Origin of the sequence: Pseudoalteromonas issachenkonii (assembly GCF_002310795.1) — a bacterium.
Classification (GTDB): domain Bacteria; phylum Pseudomonadota; class Gammaproteobacteria; order Enterobacterales; family Alteromonadaceae; genus Pseudoalteromonas; species Pseudoalteromonas tetraodonis.
In genome coordinates this window covers 2719104-2735373 of the sequence record NZ_CP011030.1, presented here as the reverse complement: position 1 = coordinate 2735373, position 16270 = coordinate 2719104, and the positions used below count along the sequence as shown (strand labels likewise).

Sequence of the window (16270 nt, the reverse complement as noted above, 5' to 3'; positions counted from 1 at the left end):
GTTCATTTGTTAATCATTTTTATTGCGTGTTAGCGATTAGGTATATTTTTGAGCACGTACTTAAAAAAGTGGGTTCGTATTTCTTTTACACAGTGGTAATCTAAACGCTGTAGCTAATTTTAAGAGACCGTAATGAAGGAAAATAAACAACAATATCAAGGAGCTTTACTGAGCAGTAAACGGTTTTTACCTCTGTTTGTGACACAGTTTTTCTCCGCTTTAAATGACAATGTTTACAAGCAATCAATCCTCCTTATTTTAATTTTTCAGGCTGCTACGGTGGCCGATGGTGCTTTTTATTCTAACGTGGCTGCGGGATTATTTATTTTGCCATTCTTTTTATTTTCGGGCATGGCTGGTCAAATTGCAGAAAAGTTGGAAAAATCAAAGTTGATCAGCATCGTAAAGTTTTGCGAAATTCCAATAATGCTGGTGGGCGTGGTATCTATTTTAACCGAGCAGGTTTGGTTAATGTTAGGTACTGTGTTTTTAATGGGTTTACAAAGCACTTTTTTTGGGCCATTAAAATACTCAATTTTACCGCAGCATGTGGCTCCTCATGAATTAACCAAAGCTAATGGGTTAGTTGAATCTGGCACCTTTGTGGCTATTTTATTGGGCACCGTATTTGGCACTTATTATATAACTCAAGCTGCAGGCCCTGTTTATATCAGTATCGCGATAGTGAGCTTGGCGGTTATTGGTTATTTGAGTAGTCGTTTTATACCAAAAAGTGCTGCGAATGATGCTAATTTAAAGGTATCGCTTAATCCTATTTCCTCGACCAAAAGTGTATTTAATGTGCTTAACGCACAAACCGAGTCAGTGGGTAAATCAGTATTGGGGATCAGCTGGTTTTGGCTGATTGGTGCGGTGATACTAACAGCGCTCCCTAATTACGTAAAACATGTAATGGGAGGCGATGAGCTGGTGGTTACCTCAGCTTTAGTGGTGTTTTCGTTGAGTATTGCATTGGGGTCTTTACTTTGTGAGAAGCTATCGCGCTCACGTATTGAGTTAGGCATTGTGCCTTTTGGGGCGCTTTTAATTAGCTTGTTTTTATATTTATTAAGCCAAGAGCCAAGCATTGAGTTTTATCGCCAAACTAATGAATCGCTGCTTACCCTTGAACAAGTGATTAATACCGGCGATATGCTCTGGCACTTTATTTGGATGGCTGGTATTGGTATAGCTGCGGGTTTTTATACGGTGCCACTGTATGCACTTATTCAGCAGCGTACTCACCCAGATAGCCGTTCACGAGTGATTGCTGCCAATAATGTACTAAACGCCTTATTTATGGTGGGCAGCGCTGTTTTAAGTATTGTTACCCTAACGCTTTTACACTGGGAGATTTCACAATTACTGTTGTTATTAGCAGGGCTTAATTTACTGATATCGCTGTACATATATAGCAAAGTGCCTGAGTTTTTCTTACGTTTTATTATTTATATTTTAGCGATTTGCATGTATCGAGTACGCACTAAGGGAACGCTTAATATGCCCGATGATGGGGCTGCCGTGGTGGTGAGTAACCATGTTAGCTTTGTTGATTGGATGTTTATTTTAGCCGCGTCACCTAGGCCAATTCGGTTTGTCGTGTTTGCCCCTATTTATTATTCACCAGCACTTAATTGGTTGTTTAAAATGGCCAAAGCCATTCCAATTGATAGTGAAAAAGCAAATCCTAAGGCGTTTAATAAAGCCTTTGACGATATCGCTCAGGCACTAGAGCGTGGAGAGCTGGTGGGAATTTTTCCTGAAGGCAAGCTCAGTGGAGATGGCGAGGTTGATATATTTCGCCGTGGCATTGAAAAAATAATTCAGCGCACACCGGTGCCTGTTATTCCTGTCCATTTAGATGGACTATGGGGCAGTATGTTTAGTCGAAAAACGAAGTGGCGATTGCCTAGACCAAAGTGGTCGTTGGTCAGTGTGACTATTGGTGAAATGGTTGCTGCACAGAAGGTTAATGCCGATGATTTGCGCGAGCGAGTGGTTGCTTTAAAATAGCTTAATAATAAAAAAGCGCTGCAATTAATTGCAGCGCTATGGTTGTATTACTTAATGGTAATTAACGGTCTAAGTTCATTACTTTAGTCCATGCCGCAACAAAGTCTTCTACAAACTTTTGCTTTGATGTATCAAAGGCATACACCTCAGCAACTGCACGTAGTTCTGAATTTGAACCAAAAATCAGATCAACCGAAGTAGCAGTGTACTTTTGCTCGCCTGATTGACGATCAAAGCCTTGATAAATCCCCGCATCTGATGACTTTTTCCAAACCGTCGACATATCTAATAAATTAACAAAGAAGTCGTTATTTAGAGTGCCTGGCTTGTCAGTAAATACGCCGTAGTCAGTGCCTTTGTAGTTTGCATCAAGCGAACGTAAGCCGCCTACTAACACGGTCATTTCTGGCACGGTTAGGTCAAGCTGATCGGCTTTATCTATTAGCATTTCAGTTGGCGACTTATAGCTTTTTTCTGCATCAAAGTAGTTTCTAAAGCCATCGGCAGGCAGCTCTAATAAACTAAATGCATTAACGTCAGTTTGCGCTTGCGTAGCATCGCCACGGCCAGCATTAAACGGTACATCTACTGTGTAACCTGCATCTTTCGCTGCTTTTTCAATCGCTACATTACCACCAAGCACAATTAAATCAGCAAGCGATACATGGCTTTTGCTAAATAAGCTGTCGTTAAAGTCAGCTTGAATCGCTTTTAATACGTTAAGTACTTTTGCGGTTTCGGCTGGATTATTTACCGCCCAATCCTTTTGTGGAGCAAGCGCAATGCGTGCACCGTTGGCACCGCCGCGCATATCAGAGTCACGGTAACTGGCAGCAGAAGCCCAGGCTACACGTACTAACTCAGGTACACTTAAGTTTGAGTCTAAAATAGCGGCTTTAAGCTTTTTCACAGCACCAGCATCAATGTTTGATTTAGTCTCTGCTGAAATTGGGTCTTGCCAAATTAAGTCTTCTTTAGGAACTTCTTTCCCTAAAAAGTTACGTGGTGGTCCCATATCTCTGTGAGTCAATTTGTACCATGCTTTAGCAAAGGCCAGTTGATACTCTTTAGGGTCATTTAAAAAGCGCTCAGCAATTTTGCGATACTCTGGGTCAAATTTTAATGCTAAGTCGGCCGTAGTCATTACCGGTGCGTTAAACTTACCCTTGATATGAGCGTCAGGTACAGCGTTGTGTAACGATTCATCCGTTGGGATCCACTGAATGGCACCTGCAGGGCTGCGAGTTTGTTTCCACTCAAAGTTAAGCAGGTTGCTCAAGTATAGTGATGACCAGCGAGTAGGAGCTTGTGTCCATGCGCCTTCTAAACCACTTGATACGGTATCTTCAGAGTGGCCTTTACCACATTTGTTTTTCCAGCCTAACCCTTGCTCTTCAATACCTGCTGCTGCAGGCTCTGCACCCACACAATCTTTAGGTTTGTGCGCACCATGCATTTTACCAAAGGTGTGGCCACCGGCGATAAGTGCTAGGGTTTCTTCATCGTTCATGGCCATGCGAGAAAACGCCACACGAATATTTTTAGCTGAACCAATTGGATCAGGAACCCCTTTAGGGCCTTCAGGATTTACGTAAATTAAACCCATGTGCGTTGCACCTAATGGGCGTTCTAATTTGCCGCTAGCATCTTCACGGTCGCTGGCAAGCATTTCTACTTCTGGACCCCAGTAAACCATGTCTGGTTCCCAGTCGTCAGTTCGCCCGCCGGCAAAACCATAGGTTTCAAATCCCATGTTTTCTAGAGCAACGTTACCTGCTAATACGATTAAGTCTGACCATGAAAGTGCTTCTCCGTATTTTTGTTTAATTGGCCAAAGTAAACGGCGTGCTTTATCTAGGCTTACGTTGTCTGGCCAGCTGTTAAGCGGTTCAAAACGTTGTTGACCACCGCCTGCGCCACCACGGCCATCAAGCGTACGGTAGGTGCCTGCGCTGTGCCATGTCATACGAATAAAAAATGGGCCATAGTTACCAAAATCCGCTGGCCACCAGTCTTGAGATTGCGTAAGTAGGGCGTCAATATCACTTTTTACTGTGTCTAAATCTAGGCTGTTAAATGCCTCTGCATAATTAAAGTCTGCACCATAAGGGTTTGAACGTAGATCATGATCACGAAGAGGAGATAGGTTTAGTTGATCTGGCCACCAAAATTGGTTTGTTCTGGTTGCGCCCATTTTAGCCTCACCCATGCCAACAGCACCTTGTGGCTTAGACATTTGTGGTTTTTCTTGGCTAAAAGCAGAGCCAGACATAAGTGCCATACTTATAAATCCAACAAGTGCTTTTTTAGTAAATGATCGGTTTTTCATTGTCAGCTTCCTTAAAGTTAACGAATTTCGTTATATACAAAGCGTATTACTATTATTAAAAATAGAATCTAATAATTTAAAAATTAGTGAGCTTTTACTCCATTCAAGTTGTTGTTTACCAAGCTTGAATGACTAAGCAGTGCGAATAGTATAGTAGAGGGGCTAAAAACCGTGTGCGAAATAAACCGATTGATACAATCTATAAAAATGATTTATTAAAGTTAAATGATTAAATAAATAAATCATTAAAGAGCTTTGAAAGTGGCAGACATAAAAAAGCCCAGCGTAGGCTGGGCTATTAGATTAAAATCTGTGTTATTGATTTTTCATTAATTTGCTGGTGATCACACCTGAGGTCATAGAGCCTGATACGTTGAGCGCAGTGCGTGCCATATCTATTAAGGGTTCAATAGAAATAAGTAAAGCCACAACCTCTATAGGTAATCCCATGGTAGGCAATACAACCAACGCTGCGAAGGTAGCACCACCACCAACACCTGCAATACCAAACGAGCTAATAACCACAATACCAATTAGCGGTAAAATAAACTCAAATGTAAGTGGGTCTATCCCCACACTTGGCGCAACCATCATTGCGAGCATCGCAGGATAAATACCAGCACAGCCGTTTTGACCAATAGTGGCACCAAAAGAAGCCGATAAGTTAGCAATTGCTGGTGGTACTTTTAACTGGTTAATTTGCACATCGACATTCATAGGAATGGAGGCCGCTGAGCTACGTGAGCTAAATGCAAAGGTCAGTACTGGCCAGATTTTTTCAAAATAATGCTTTGGGTTTACACCCACAAAGCTAAGCAATAAGCCATGCACAACAAACATTAATAAAATAGCCACATACGAGGCAACAATAAAGGCAAGTAAATTTAAAATATCGTTACTGCTAGAGTTTGCCACGACGCTTGCCATTAAGCCCGCAACACCATAAGGAGTGAGTGCAATCACCATGCGAACTAAGCTCATTACCGTAGCTTGTAGGGCGTTTACACCGTTACGAATTGGGCTGGCAAGTTCTGTTTTTTCCAGCATTACTTTACGTGCAGCTATACCAACAAGGACACCAAATATAACCGTGGCAATAATAGAGGTTGAACGTTGATTACTTAAATCCGCAAAGGGGTTTTCAGGAATAAAGCTCAGTAGCATTTGCGGCACGCTTAAGTCGGCTACATTCGCAGCTTTGCTTTGTAGGGTGTCCATTCTAGCGGCTTCTCGAGTACCCGAAACAAGCCCTTCAATACTGAGGTCAAATCCATAGGTGACAGCAATACCCACCAAAGCGGCAATTGCTGTGGTAAAGAGTAAAACAGAAATACTAATAAATGATATTTTACCTAAAGAGCCTTGGTTTTCGAGCTTTACCACTGCGGCAATCATAAAAATTAATACCAATGGCATGATGATCATTTTTAATAAACCGACATAGCCTTTACCCACCACGCTTACCCAGCTGAGTATTTCTTTAATCGTCTCTGGAGAGTGGGCAAATAAAAACTGTAGGGCTAAGCCAAAGGTGCTACCAAGCACTAAGCCAAATAAAACGGTACGAGATAAAGAGCTGCTTTTTTGCGAAAAAAGATAAATCGCGAACAGCAAACCGACAAATAATGCCAACATTAATAATACAGCAAGCGACATAGTACCCTCTTTTATAGCTGTGAATTAGCGCGGCACTTTAACGCTTTGTAAGACGTTAACAAAATACGCTTTCGCTATGGTATAGAATTAAAATGAATATAGTAATAATATTAAAGTATAACGAATGAGCACATTGTTGAAAAAATTAACCCATATGATTGTATTTTCTTTAATTTATGGCGTTTACTAGATGAAAGTAAGATCTTAACTACAGTTAAAATCGTAACCTTAGTACGCGGTAATAAGTTAATTTGTTCACTTTAGTTTTTATTTAAAAGAGGGAGTAGAGGTATGTTAAAGGCAATAATGGCACTGGTGATGGTTTTAGTGGTTAGTGGGTGTTCAACCCAATACCCAAACCAAGCACTACTTGGTAAGCAATTTCCTACTGTGACGGGAGAAAGCTTAGAGCAACAGTCATTCACCATTCCTGAGGACTTTAACAACCCCAATACGTTGCTGTTAATTGGTTATAAACAAGATAGCCAGTTTGATATTGATCGTTGGCTTATTGGTTTAGATATGAGCGCAGTGGATGTGACCGCTTATGAGTTGCCCACTATTCAGGGGATGGTTCCTCGTATGTTTAGTACCTTAATTGATAGCGGTATGCGCAAAGGGATCCCAAAAGAGTTGTGGGGTGGGGTGATCACAATTTACAAAGATGGCGATAAAGTTCAAGCATTTACTGGTAACGAAAACCCTAACAACAGCCGCGTAATACTGCTTGATGAGAGTGGCAAAATTATTTATTTTTATGATCGTGGCTTTTCGGTCTCCGCGTTAAATAATTTAAAAGCGGTGATTGAAAAGCAATAGGTTGCAGATAAAATTAGTTGCCTTTGGGCACGCTATGACTAAACGTTAGCGTGCCACGTTATAAAAGCATTATTCGCTTACGTTGTTTCTGCCTTTCTTTTTAGCTCTATAAAGCGCTAAATCAGCATTTTTTAAAGCCTCGTCAAAGGTTTGTTTTGCTGTTCTTTGTGCTACGCCAATAGAAACAGTCACGTTCACCGTTTTATTGTCGCTTGGCTGTTTACCTTTGCGAGATTTTTTATCGGTGCGTTTTGGGTTTCTGATCACCATGTCGTAAGTTGCAATATTTTGACGCAGTGTTTCTAGTTCAGGAATTGACTGCTCAGCTGTTTTTCTTGGAAATACAACGGTAAATTCCTCTCCGCCATAGCGGTAAATCTTGCCACCCCCTTTAACGCCACTCATTTTTGCTGCCACTAGCTTAAGTACTTGGTCGCCAATATCATGGCCATAGGTGTCGTTGAATTTTTTAAAGTGGTCAATATCGAGCATAGCAACAGTGTATTTTCGCCCTAATGATAGAGCAAGCTGATTAAGTGCGCGGCGCGTTGGTAAGCTCGTTAAATCGTCTCTGTAAGCTAAATAATAAGAGTCGGTACTCACCGCTAATAAATACAGAGAAGCCATAAGTACAGCAATGACAGACCAAGGAAAATCAATAACATGTTGTTGATTAAGGCACCACACAATAAAAGTGATGAGTAACGCCGTTTGCGTCAGGTTATGTGTTCTTACGCTTTGCCAAATGAGTAAGCTGCCAATGAGCGACAGTGGTAAAGCTATGGGTAAATAAGGAAGCAGTTGAGTATAAACAGAAGGTTGTAATGATAGCCCTTGTAAATGCAGACTCAGTGCCAGCCACGCAAACGCTGCGCCGCCACATAGAATAATTAATAAGGTTCGGGTCGCAGTGTGTATTGATAAAAGTGCGCGATCTTTTATCACGGCTAACAACATTAATAAACTTGCAGCGCATAGTAAAACCCAATCAGATTGCGTTTTAAGCCAACTTGACCACGGCAAAGCATATTCAAGTGAGCATAAATAAAGTAACCAAAACGCGCACAAAATAGCGACTCGACTTCGATTAAACTGAGTGGCAAATATAGCGGTAATAATCAGTAATGGATAAACAAGATTATTAATAAGAGAGAGCTTACTTTGCCATTGGGTTTGAAATTGAGTTAATAACAAAAATAATCCACACACGGCTAAAAGACTCAAAGAAGTTGATTTAACTCCTGCTAATTTTAACAACCCATGCTCCAAAGACCGATGCCTAAAAAAATAAAAGCTTATTGTATTGATATTAAAAAATATTACTACTTTAATGCTTGTTAATTATTTAAAAACAATACTTTAAAACTAACTTTAATGCTTTTTATCGACATTTTTTAACCAAATGTATGACATTTTAGTAAATGTAAAAATAGTGAGCAGATTTAATTTAACAAGCTGGGAGACGATGTAAAAAGCGTTTAAACATTGAATAGGCCATCCATGGCCTATTAATTAATCGTTTTTGTAGCAAGGGTAGTCACTGTAACCTTGCTCAGTGCCGCCATACATAGTGGCTGTATCGGCTTCATTTAATGGCCATTGATTTTTTATGCGCGCTGGTAAATCAGGGTTTGCAATAAAAGGGCGACCAAAAGCAAATAAATCACCGTAACCTTTAGCTAACATCGCCACCGCTTTTTCAACAGTGTACTTGCCAGCGTAAATAATACGCCCAGAAAATTCAGCTCTAGCTGCTTGATAAAATTGCTCTGGTAAATCAGGGGCATTGTCCCAATCAGCTTCTGCAATTGAAAGGTAGGCAATACCAGCTTGTTCAAGTACTTTAATCGCTTCAATGTAGGTATGGTGTGGGTCTGATTCTACTAACCCTAAATAAACACGGGTTTCATCAGTACTGCTAAATAAGGGCGCAAATCTAACCCCTAAGCGCTCAGGGCCTACTACGTCACTTACTGCCGCGACAATTTCTTTTAAAAAGCGCAGGCGATTAGTAAGAGAGCCGCCGTATTCATCATCTCGTTTATTGGTGTGCTCAGAAATAAACTGATTTACTAAATACCCATTAGCACAATGCAGTTCTACGCCATCAAACCCCGCTTCTAGCGCATTACGGGCAGCTTGTGCATACATGCCAACAAGCTCTTTTACTGCATCGGTTGTTAAAGCTTGTGGTTCACTTGGGTTGGCTAAAGCGCCTTGAGCCGGTCCTGTTTCAATAAAGACTTTAACGCTATCAGCTATTAGAGCTGAGGGGGCAATAGGTTTGGCTTCATTAGGCTGTAAGCTGGTGTGTGAAACGCGGCCAACATGCCAAAGTTGAGCAAAAATAATTCCACCTTCTGCATGTACTGCATCAGTTACTTTTTTCCAACCAGCTATTTGTTGATTAGAATGAATGCCTGGTGTCCAGGCATACCCTTGTCCTCTTGGTTCAATTTGAGTGCCTTCGGTAACCATAAAACCAGCACTAGCACGCTGTGCATAATATGTGGCCATCACCTCGTTGGGGATATTGCCAGGAACTGTGCTGCGTGAGCGTGTAAGTGGCGGCATTACAATACGGTTTTTAAGTGTGTATGGGCCTAAATTGATTGATGAAAATAGACTGTCGATATTTTTACTTGGTTGACTCATTTTAATACCTTTTAAATTAATAATGCTGTTTAGCGCCAATTACAATGCTGGTGAGCATAGGGATTAAGAGGTACAATTTGAAACAATGCTTTTTTGTTTAAGATACAATTATGAATGGTATATCTCGGCTTGATATAAAACAATTACGAATATTGAGTGCATTACTTAAACTAAAAAATGTGTCGGATGTGGCGCGCAAAATGGGCTTAACCCAGCAGGCTATTAGTGAGCAGCTGCGAAAATTGCGTGACTTATTTGACGATCGGCTTTTTATTCGACAAGGCAATACAATGGTTGCAACACCTAAGGCAATTGCACTAGAGAAGCCCGTTAATCAAATATTAACTCAGGTAGAAGCGTTATTAATACCTAAACAATTTACCCCAAGTAGTTACAAGGGCGTATTTACAATAAGTGCGACTGATTACGCTATAGCAGCTCTTTTGCCACAATTATTAGAAATAACAAGACGCGAAGCGCCAGGATTAAAGCTGATTATTCGTGACTTTGCCTCTGATAACGTTAATCAATTAATAAGTGCAGGAGAGCTGGATTTATTAATTAGTTTTCCTGAATTTATCCCTGCAAACTTAATCTATGACACATTATTTGAAGAACAGCATATTTGTATTGCAGGGAAAAACACGGTGTTTTCTACATCGACGTTGAGCCTTGCTGAAGTGGCCGCACACCCTCAATTAGTGGTTTCGGCGTCCCGTGCTAACTTACGAGGCTCTCACGACCAATGGTTTGCTGATAAGGGCTATGCGCGCAATATTGTTATGTCAGTGCCTGGCTTTTCATTTGTCCCCGATTTGCTCTGCAGTACTGACTTAATTGCTTTTTACCCATCGCGTTTACTGCCAAACGCCAAAGTGAAACAGCTTGAAGTTGAATTATTACCACCGCCATTTAAGGTGATTGCAGCGTGGCATCCACGTTCAAATAACAGCGATATTCACCAGTGGTTAATAGCGCAATTAAAACGGATTTAGTGACTATTTAATTAGTTGACGAATATCGTTCCCTGTTGGTGCCTCATGGGCACGTAACGAAAAGGCGGGTAATATCGCTAATATATGGTCAAATATATCTGACTGAATATTTTCATACTCACCCCAATTAGTTGTATTGGTAAATGCATAAATCTCAATGGGTAAGCCATTTTTAGTTGGCTCTAGCTGCCTTACCATCAGTGTCATTCCCTGATGAATATGTGGGTGATGTTTTAATAGCGCGACTAAATAATGACGAAATGTGCCAACATTAGTGAGCCGACGACCATTTAACGTACAGCTCATATCTATTTTTTTCGTGGTATTTTGCTCGTTAATAGCCGGTAGGGTAATTTCGAGGTAGTGACTCAATAAATCTGCTTTTTTCAGCGCGGTGATCTCTTGCTCATCTAAAAAGCGCACACTGCTCATTTCTATATGGATACTCCGTTTTATGCGCCGCCCACCAGATTCTGACATACCGCGCCAGTTTTTAAATGAGTCAGAAATTAGCGCATAGGTTGGAATAGTGGTAATGGTTTTATCCCAATTTCTTACTTTAACTGTGGTCAAGGCTATATCAATCACATCACCATCAGCGCCGTATTTGGGCATTTCTAACCAATCACCAACCGCAAGCATATTGTTTGCTGAGAGCTGAATACCGGCCACCAGCCCTAAAATAGCGTCTTTAAACACCAGTAGCAGTACAGCCGATAGCGCACCTAAACCACTGAGTAATATTAACGGGGATTTATTCATTAATAATGAAATCGCTAAAATACCGGTTAATACGCTGGCGATCAGTTTAATTGTTTGTAAAAAACCACGTAATGGAAAGTGAGCTGCAATGGGTTGCCTGTCAGATATTGCTTGAAAAATATTGAGCATAGAGAACAGCGAGAGCAGTGCAAATAAAATGATCCACTGATCAGTAAACATCTCAATGATATGTAAAAAAGCCGTTCCTTCTGGAACCCAGAGCCTAGCTTGTATAACAACCACAGCACCTTGTAAAACAAAGGAAATATTACATGTTAATTTAAGCGCTAAGTCGGCAGGCGTGTGGGTATCGGTTTGAACAACTTTATCACTAAAGCGGCCTTTAAGTAGTCGTTTTGAAACTGACCTTAAGATGAGGTGCAATATGAGCGCAAATAAGCCAACCCAGCACAGTACTAATATGTTGTACCATAAATGCGCACTCCCAGGAAAATAAAGACTAAACCATTGCAGTAAAAATTCTCGCAGCTGCGATCGTATTTCAGTCATTTATATTCCCAAGAGATTTATTTGCGTGAGTTTCATCTATTTAATGAAATCTAGTTAAGCAGATGGGGCGAGAAAAGTCTATTTAAGCCGCGCTTAAATAGACGTTTTAAAAATAATATTTATATTTTATTTTCAGCAAGTTGCAGAGTTAACTCCTCAAAAATACTCGGATCGTCAATGGTTGATGGAATTTGTAGTTCTTCACCATCAATAAGTTGACGTAAGTTTTTGCGTAAAATTTTACCTGAGCGTGTTTTTGGTAAGCGCTCTACACACATAATATTTTTAAGACACGCAATAGCGCCGATTTGATTACGCACGGTTTGCACCAATTGCTGCTCTACTTCTTTATGCGAACCATGAAAATCATTTTTTAATACCACCATGGCCATGGGGTTTTGACCCTTGAGCGCATCATTAACACCAAATACGGCACATTCAGCAACCGCGGGATGAGCGGCTACAATTTCTTCCATTTCACCGGTTGATAAACGATGTCCCGCGACATTAATCACATCATCGGTGCGGCCCATAATAAATAGGTAGCCATCATCATCAATATAACCGCCGTCGCCAGAAAGATAATAGCCTTCATATTCACTTAAATAACCGGCTTTAAAGCGTTCGGTATTTTGCCAAATAGTGGGTAAACATCCTGGCGGTAAAGGCAGTTTAATAACGACTGCACCTTGTTCATTGGGGGCGCATTCGTCACCATTCATATCTAAAATACGTACGTCAAACCCAGGAGTCGCAACCGTTGAACTGCCTGCTTTTGTAGGTAGGTGCTCAATGCCGACAGGATTACAGGCTATCGCCCAACCAGTTTCGGTTTGCCACCAATGATCAAGCACAGGTAGGCCTGTTTTTTCTTTGAGCCAATCGTAGGTCGGGGGATCTAAGCGCTCGCCTGCTAAAAACAAGCGTTTCAGACTTGAAGTATCGTATTGTTTAAACCCATCGGCATTGGGATCTTCTTTTTTTATCGCTCTAAAGGCTGTCGGTGCGCTAAATAAAGCCGTTACTTTATACTGTTCAACCACTCGCCAAAATGCACTGGCATCTGGGGTTCTAACTGGTTTACCTTCAAATAAAATAGTGGCACAGCGGTACATAAGCGGGGCATACACTATGTAGGAATGGCCTACAACCCAACCAATATCCGAAGCGGCCCAAAACACGTCACCAGGTTTCATTCCGTATACGGTTTCCATGCTGTAATGCATGGCAACGGCATGGCCGCCATTTTCACGAACAACTCCCTTGGGAGTACCGGTTGTGCCTGACGTGTATAAAATATAAAGCGGGTGATCGCCATTTACCGGAACAGGATCAACGCCAGTAGCTGTTTGCATTGCAACAGCCCAGTCAATATCACGCTCAGGCATAAGTGGTGCAGTTACTTGTTCACGCTGATAAATAATACAATGTTCTACTTTATAAGAGGCTGATTCGAGGGCGTTATCAAGTAACTCTTTGTATTCAATTACGGTATTCACTTCCACACCGCAAGAAGCACTGAGTACTAACTTAGGCTTGGCGTCATCAATTCTTACGGCAAGCTCATGCGCTGCAAACCCGCCAAATACGACCGAATGAATAGCGCCGATGCGGGCGCAGGCTAACATACCAATTACGGCCTCGGGGATCATGGGCATATAAATAACCACGCGGTCTCCTTTTGTTACGCCTAAAGACTGCATTACTCCTGCGAATTTAGCGACCTCTTGTTGTAGTTCAAAGTAGCTGTAGCTGCGCGCGGTATTGGTTACGGGTGAGTCATAAATTAACGCTGTTTCATCACCATGGCCGGCAATAACATGCTGATCTACCGCTAAAAAGCAGCTATTAAGTTGGCCGTCGGCAAACCAGTGATATAAATCGTTTTCATCTTGTGTGTAAGCTGTTTCGGGAGCCTGGTACCAAGGGAGGCGTTTACTTTGCGATAACCAAAACGCTGCCGGGTTTTGTTTAAACTCGTTGTAGTGTTGTTTGTATTCACCTGACATAAAGGCTCCTGAGCAAAATTTAATATAACTTTATTTAAAACTAAGCGCTTTTTATCAGGAGTGATATTCGACTATGGTCGGTTAAATAATGAACGGATTGTGTGGTTTTTAGCTAACGCTATGGTTTATAAAGAACTAACGACTAGTTTGATGATTTAAATGAGGTAACATATAAAAATGATGAACTATTTAATGTGGTAATAATGAGTCAAGTTGTCAGAGTAGGCGTTGCAGTGATAGTAATGCATGATAATAAAATTTTACTCGGTGAGCGAATAGGCGCACATGGTGCAAATACCTGGGCAACCCCTGGGGGGCATTTAGAATTTGGTGAAACGGTAGAGCAATGTGCAGTGCGTGAAGTCGCTGAAGAGACTGGGCTTACTGTTACTAATATTCGTAAACTCGATTTTACCAACGATATTTTTAGCGCTGAGAACAAGCACTATATTACCTTATATGTACAGGCAAAGTATGAAGGTGGCGAGCCTGTAAATAAAGAGCCTAACAAATGTTTACAGTGGCGTTGGTGCGATATTAATAACTTACCTTCACCTTTATTTACTTCATTAAAAAATTACTTAACGCAAGGCGTTTTACCTACTCAATACTAAAGGCGCGTTGGAATAGGGAGTTGCCATTTATTTAAAATTTGTTGGTATTCACCGCTTTCTTTTATCGCGTTTAATCTATCAGTAATAATTTTCGCTGTTTGCGGGTTAAGCTGCTTACTTGCTGCAAAGTGAAGAGAAGAAGGTAGCTCATCTAAATGTATACGCTTAGTAATTAAGTTTGGGTCGAGCCCTGCTCGCTTTAACTCGTTTTCAAGGGTGAGGGTGTTAGTCACCACAAAATCGATACGATTTTTATACAGCATTCTCCATAGCTGCTGGTAGTAACTGACTAAGACTAAATTCTCACTTTCAGTAAAGCCTTGAGCTTCTAAATAAGCTTGTGCAGAATAACCGCGAATAGTGGCTACTTTGTATTCTTTGGCAAAGTTTAAGTGAATCACTTCATCGTTATGACTGCGTAAACTTACTAGGTATGCATCTGCAAAATACACTTTTCCCAGCCACTTAAACTGGCTGTTTCTGTTTGGCGTTTTTAACAGTGACAGCATGATGGCATTAGGATTGGCTTGTTGTTGTTGAAACATACGCGCCATCGGCATTATTTCAAACGTTGCTGTTAAAGCCGTGCCTTTTAATACTGCTTTAGCGATATCTACTAAGGCACCCTGCGCTTCACCTTGAGGGTTTTTAAAATGATAAGGAGGCAAATCTTCAGCGATGAAGGTAACCGGGTTTGCGTGACAGGCCGCACTATAAAAAACCAATACAAAAACAGTTAACATCATACGCAAACGCATAAATAATTGTCTTTAAAGCAATACATGAGGCTAGTGTAAATAAAATCAATAAAAAGGTACACGTTAAATGTGTGTTTTAGGTAATCAAATTGTTTAATTATTGTTTTTTATAAATTGACGAGGTGAGCATTGATACCAGCGCTTAAAGGCGCGATTAAAAGAGCTTTGATCATTAAACCCCAACATAGTTGCAATACTGCTTAGCGAATAATGAGGAATATAAGTTAACAAACGGCGTTTTTGCTCTTGCTCAAGAAGAGCGGCAAAATTGGTGTTTTCTTGCTTTAGGTGGCGTTGCACTGTGCGCGGGGTCATATTTAAAGCACTAGCCGTTCTGATCAGTGAGCAGTCCTGCAAATCGTATTTAGCCATTAAAATATGATTAATTTTTTCTGTTAATAATTGCTGACTTTTAAACTGGGATAGCTGTTGCTCTGACATTTGCTTTAGCACAGCGTTAATCTGGGAGTTATCGGTTTTAAAAGGAAGGGTTAAGTAACTACTTGGAAACTCTACTTGATTAAAGTTAGCGCCAGCTTTTACTGGGCAATTAAACCATTGCGCTAATTGTTGTAACTCACTGTCTGAAAAATGTGCTGTAAAATAAACGCAACTAGGCGAAAGCTGAGGATTAAGCAGTTGGCGTATAACACTTACCCACGCGGTCATATTTCGTAATACGGCCTGTGGACTGCACTGTGGGTCTGCTAACCAGGTTACCTTGCAAAGTGTTTGTTGCTGTTCAAACTCAGCACGCCCTATGTTAGCCACTAAACTGTCGTAGCTCAGTAATGCAGTAATGGCACTGGCTAGATTAGTACTCGATTCAATTAAATACCCAAGTACACCAAAATCAGCGGTACGTATTTGTTTTCCTAATTCAAACCCGAATAAGGAGTCATTTAGCGTTTGCTGTGCATAACTAAGCAGCGCATTATAGCTTTTTAAGCTAATACGTGGCGCTAATTGTTGTGTTTGCTTATTTGTATATTCATCAAATTCAATGGCAGTTAGTATCTCTTGGCTATCTAATCCTGTGCTTTGAAGATAATCCAAACAGCTAGAAAAGTAATGATCGGCTAAGGTTTTCATTTGTCGCCTAAAGCTAAAAAATAGTCATCTAATCGCAAGTTTGCCATGCAATATTTTT

At 40.8% G+C, this 16270-nt stretch carries 12 protein-coding genes; 4 read left to right on the top strand and 8 right to left on the bottom strand.

What is annotated here, in order from left to right; genetic code table 11:
- Nucleotides 1–132 precede the first annotated feature (132 nt).
- On the top strand, nt 133–2013 hold the full coding sequence (locus tag PISS_RS12675; RefSeq protein ID WP_058155206.1) for an MFS transporter: 1881 nt from the start codon (nt 133–135) through the stop codon (nt 2011–2013).
- Nucleotides 2014–2074: 61 nt separating this feature from the next.
- Here PISS_RS12675 and katG read toward each other — a convergent pair whose 3' ends face one another.
- Both katG and PISS_RS12665 read right to left on the bottom strand, forming a co-directional pair.
- Nucleotides 2075–4342 (bottom strand): catalase/peroxidase HPI, encoded by a 2268-nt coding sequence (gene katG, locus PISS_RS12670; RefSeq protein ID WP_058155205.1) that lies wholly within the window; start codon nt 4340–4342, stop codon nt 2075–2077.
- Nucleotides 4343–4657: 315 nt separating this feature from the next.
- Entirely contained in the window at nt 4658–5998 is a 1341-nt protein-coding gene (locus PISS_RS12665; protein ID WP_024601432.1) for an L-cystine transporter, read from the bottom strand.
- Between the two features lie 291 nt (nt 5999–6289).
- Here PISS_RS12665 and PISS_RS12660 point away from each other — a divergent pair, with 291 nt between their 5' ends.
- A complete protein-coding gene (locus PISS_RS12660) occupies nt 6290–6817 on the top strand; it encodes a hypothetical protein (RefSeq protein WP_058155204.1) in 528 nt (175 codons plus the stop codon).
- Between the two features lie 69 nt (nt 6818–6886).
- On the opposite strand, the gene PISS_RS12655 is transcribed toward PISS_RS12660, so the two are convergent.
- Nucleotides 6887–8074 carry a GGDEF domain-containing protein gene (locus tag PISS_RS12655; RefSeq protein ID WP_232311325.1) on the bottom strand — a complete coding sequence of 396 codons (1188 nt, stop codon included), beginning with the start codon at nt 8072–8074 and terminating at the stop codon, nt 6887–6889.
- A gap of 255 nt (nt 8075–8329) precedes the next feature.
- Nucleotides 8330–9472: an alkene reductase gene (locus PISS_RS12650; RefSeq protein ID WP_029610021.1), complete on the bottom strand. Its 1143-nt coding sequence runs from the start codon at nt 9470–9472 to the stop codon at nt 8330–8332.
- A gap of 110 nt (nt 9473–9582) precedes the next feature.
- On the opposite strand from PISS_RS12650, the gene PISS_RS12645 reads away from it, so the two are divergent.
- On the top strand, nt 9583–10467 hold the full coding sequence (locus PISS_RS12645; protein WP_013465776.1) for a LysR family transcriptional regulator: 885 nt from the start codon (nt 9583–9585) through the stop codon (nt 10465–10467).
- 3 nt (nt 10468–10470) lie between these two features.
- Here PISS_RS12645 and PISS_RS12640 read toward each other — a convergent pair whose 3' ends face one another.
- The gene (locus PISS_RS12640) at nt 10471–11739 is read right to left on the bottom strand and encodes a mechanosensitive ion channel family protein (protein ID WP_058155202.1); all 1269 of its coding nucleotides are present in this window, start codon (nt 11737–11739) and stop codon (nt 10471–10473) included.
- Between the two features lie 119 nt (nt 11740–11858).
- On the bottom strand, nt 11859–13748 hold the full coding sequence (locus tag PISS_RS12635) for a propionyl-CoA synthetase (RefSeq protein WP_058155201.1): 1890 nt from the start codon (nt 13746–13748) through the stop codon (nt 11859–11861).
- 203 nt (nt 13749–13951) lie between these two features.
- Between PISS_RS12635 and PISS_RS12630 the strand changes: the two genes are divergently transcribed.
- Nucleotides 13952–14362: a nucleotide triphosphate diphosphatase NUDT15 gene (locus PISS_RS12630; protein WP_016900495.1), complete on the top strand. Its 411-nt coding sequence runs from the start codon at nt 13952–13954 to the stop codon at nt 14360–14362.
- Here the strand turns inward: PISS_RS12630 and PISS_RS12625 are convergent.
- A complete protein-coding gene (locus PISS_RS12625) occupies nt 14359–15120 on the bottom strand; it encodes a substrate-binding periplasmic protein (protein WP_013465772.1) in 762 nt (253 codons plus the stop codon). The genes PISS_RS12630 and PISS_RS12625 overlap by 4 nt on opposite strands.
- Nucleotides 15121–15213: 93 nt before the next feature.
- The gene (locus PISS_RS12620; protein WP_013465771.1) at nt 15214–16212 is read right to left on the bottom strand and encodes an AraC family transcriptional regulator; all 999 of its coding nucleotides are present in this window, start codon (nt 16210–16212) and stop codon (nt 15214–15216) included.
- Nucleotides 16213–16270 lie beyond the last annotated feature (58 nt).

What these genes read in the sequence shown, in the direction of transcription:
- PISS_RS12675 (WP_058155206.1), top strand. Translation starts at nt 133, where the DNA reads ATGAAGGAAAATAAACAACAATATCAAGGAGCTTTACTGAGCAGTAAA.
- katG (WP_058155205.1), bottom strand. Translation starts at nt 4,342, where the DNA reads ATGAAAAACCGATCATTTACTAAAAAAGCACTTGTTGGATTTATAAGT.
- PISS_RS12665 (WP_024601432.1), bottom strand. Translation starts at nt 5,998, where the DNA reads ATGTCGCTTGCTGTATTATTAATGTTGGCATTATTTGTCGGTTTGCTG.
- PISS_RS12660 (WP_058155204.1), top strand. Translation starts at nt 6,290, where the DNA reads ATGTTAAAGGCAATAATGGCACTGGTGATGGTTTTAGTGGTTAGTGGG.
- PISS_RS12650 (WP_029610021.1), bottom strand. Translation starts at nt 9,472, where the DNA reads ATGAGTCAACCAAGTAAAAATATCGACAGTCTATTTTCATCAATCAAT.
- PISS_RS12645 (WP_013465776.1), top strand. Translation starts at nt 9,583, where the DNA reads ATGAATGGTATATCTCGGCTTGATATAAAACAATTACGAATATTGAGT.
- PISS_RS12640 (WP_058155202.1), bottom strand. Translation starts at nt 11,739, where the DNA reads ATGACTGAAATACGATCGCAGCTGCGAGAATTTTTACTGCAATGGTTT.
- PISS_RS12635 (WP_058155201.1), bottom strand. Translation starts at nt 13,748, where the DNA reads ATGTCAGGTGAATACAAACAACACTACAACGAGTTTAAACAAAACCCG.
- PISS_RS12630 (WP_016900495.1), top strand. Translation starts at nt 13,952, where the DNA reads ATGAGTCAAGTTGTCAGAGTAGGCGTTGCAGTGATAGTAATGCATGAT.
- PISS_RS12625 (WP_013465772.1), bottom strand. Translation starts at nt 15,120, where the DNA reads ATGCGTTTGCGTATGATGTTAACTGTTTTTGTATTGGTTTTTTATAGT.
- PISS_RS12620 (WP_013465771.1), bottom strand. Translation starts at nt 16,212, where the DNA reads ATGAAAACCTTAGCCGATCATTACTTTTCTAGCTGTTTGGATTATCTT.